The sequence below is a fragment of the Klebsiella sp. JN_Kp126 genome, from assembly GCF_033843325.1.
GTDB classification, from domain to species: Bacteria; Pseudomonadota; Gammaproteobacteria; order Enterobacterales; family Enterobacteriaceae; genus Klebsiella; species Klebsiella michiganensis.
Window position 1 is genome coordinate 1 of record NZ_JAWXQV010000019.1, and the last position, 2,885, is coordinate 2,885.

A 2,885-nucleotide genomic window follows, 5' to 3' on the forward strand; every position below is an offset into this window, starting at 1 on the left:
AAACTCTATGCCTGTCTTTTTTCACCCGCCCATTACTGGGGATTCCTCAGCGCCTGGCGGGGTTTTTTATTATCAATATTGATTAAGTTATTTATGGTCAATATTTTAATTAAAACTACATCGAAACGTTTCTTTATTTTAAAATAAAACCCATTGTCTTTGTGGATTTAACAGACATCGTCCAGGTTTTATCTCCCTTATTACTAAAAATTTCCTTGCGAGGATAATTTATTTCTTATAAATAAACCATGGAAAATACATGGGGAATCCTTATAAAATATTTTAAAGTTTAAAAAAATAATTGTTTTTTCTCATGTCATTTATATGACTAATATCACAGATATTTTTCGGGTAGCGTTAAAATGGAGGTTTGGTGATATAAGAAATGTATTATCCATGATTTTATCTTCATTGTAATAACCGTGAGCAATCATTTTTCTTATGGTCTATATTAACATCTCAAAATGTAAGTTTATTATTTTAAGTTATTGTAATTTGGGTAATTTAATTTATTACAGAATGTAATTGTATTATTTTGCTTTCACCTTGCGGGACTCCGTTAAGTGGTATATCTAATAAGATGCATAATTAAGAATTATCTCATACCTCTGACTGCGTCTTCATCTCAAGGGTGCAACCTGATGAAAAATATAAATGTGACAGTGAAAGAAACTGGTGCTGAATACACCGTCGATGGCAATCAAGTTAATCTCAATACGCAGTCAGTGGTCCTCCTGCACGTTAAGCGTGAGGATATTCGTTCATATACCCGACAAGGTAATGATCTTGTTCTGAAACTCCAAAACGGTGACACCGTTACAATTAAAAACTTTTTCGTTGTGGATGAGCATGGACAGCACAGTGATTTGGTTCTTATGGATGATGAGACCGGCGCGCTATGGTGGCTAGAAGGTGCGGGTACCGATGGGGCACACTATTCGCTGATTAGCGATCTTTCAGAAGTCATCGCGACCGGTGGCGCGGGACAAAGTATTGCCGGTTGGGTTATGGCTGGCGCGGCTTTGCTGGGTATTGCGGCAATGTTCGCCGGCACCTCAAACAAAGACCACCACTCTTCGGTTTCTGAAAGCGATTCTGATGCTGATAGTGATTCAGACTCCGACAGTGATACGGATGCTGACAGCGATAGCGACTCTGATTCAGACAGTGATTCTGATTCAGATAGTGATTCCGATTCTGACAGTGATTCGGATTCAGACAGCGATTCCGACTCCGACAGCGACTCGGATTCAGACAGCGATTCTGACTCTGACAGTGACTCTGACTCCGACAGCGACTCGGATTCAGACAGCGATTCGGACTCCGACAGTGACTCGGATTCGGACAGCGACTCGGACTCTGACAGCGACTCGGATTCGGACAGCGACTCGGACTCTGACAGCGACTCGGATTCTGACAGCGACTCTGACTCCGACAGCGATTCCGATTCTGACAGTGATTCCGACTCGGATTCAGATTCAGATAGTGATTCGGATGCTGACAGCGACGCGGATAGTGATTCTGATGCTGACAGCGACTCCGATACTGATACCGAGCTACCTACCGCGGCACAGAACATAGCGGTCATTGACAATGTGGGCCCCATCACCGGTGTGCTGCATTCTGGTGATGTCACTGACGATACGACCCCGGAGATTAAAGGGACTGCAGAGGCTGGGGCAACGATAACGATTTATGACGGCGATACCAAACTGGGTTCTGTCGTCGCGGATGAAAATGGCAACTGGAGCTTCGCGTTACCGGAGCTGAGCGAGGGTTCCCATAGCCTGAGCGCGACGGTGACGGACAAAGCCGGCAACGTCAGCGAGCGTTCGCCGGCGTTTGAACTGACCATCGATACCACTGCGCCAGCAGCCAGCATTCCGCAGGTAACCGACAATGTCGCAGAGCACACCGGCCAGCTGCAGAGCGGGGATCTGACCAACGATGCGACGCCCACCCTGAACGGCACGGCGGAAGCGGGATCCACGGTGACGATCTATGACGGCGACACCGTGCTGGGCACAGTGGTTGCCGGCGAGGATGGACGCTGGAGCTTCACGCCTGCTAGTCTGGAGGAAGGCGCCCACAGCCTGAGCACTACGGTAACGGACAAAGCCGGGAACGTCAGCGAACGTTCGCCGGCGTTTGAACTGACGGTAGACACTATAGTGAACCCGGTTAGCGATCTGCAGGTAACTGATAATGCAGGAGAAGACACGGGTACACTGAACAGCGGTAGCGTGACGGATGATGATACACCAACCTTGAGCGGTACGGCGGAAGCGGGCGCCACGATCACAATTTATGACGGTGATACCGTACTGGGCACCGCGATTGCGGACGAGGACGGACGCTGGAGCTTTACTCCTGGCGCACTGGCTGAAGGATCCCATAGCCTGAGCACCACGGTGACCGATCTGGCCGGCAACGTCAGCGAACGATCCCCGATATTTATATTAACTGTCGATCTTAGCGATGACACCGACTCCGACAGCGACTCGGATTCAGACAGTGACTCCGACTCTGACAGTGATTCCGACTCGGACAGCGATGCTGACTCTGACAGCGATTCGGACTCCGACTCCGACAGTGACTCGGAATCAGACAGCGATTCGGACTCTGACAGCGACTCGGAATCCGACAGCGATTCGGACTCTGACAGCGACTCTGACTCCGACAGTGACTCGGATTCAGACAGCGATTCGGACTCTGACAGCGACTCGGATTCCGACAGCGATTCGGACTCTGACAGCGACTCGGACTCAGACAGCGAATCGGAGTCCGACAGCGACTCGGATTCTGACAGTGACTCCGATTCAGACAGCGATTCGGACTCTGACAGCGACTCGGAATCCGACAGCGATTCGGAATCAGAAAGCGAT

General features: G+C 49.3%; 1 protein-coding gene. It reads left to right on the forward strand.

Annotated elements, in window-relative coordinates:
- Positions 1-641 precede the first annotated feature (641 nt).
- A partial coding sequence (locus SIK97_RS00880) for an Ig-like domain-containing protein (RefSeq protein ID WP_319610911.1) occupies positions 642-2,885 on the forward strand: 2,244 nt, incomplete at its 3' end.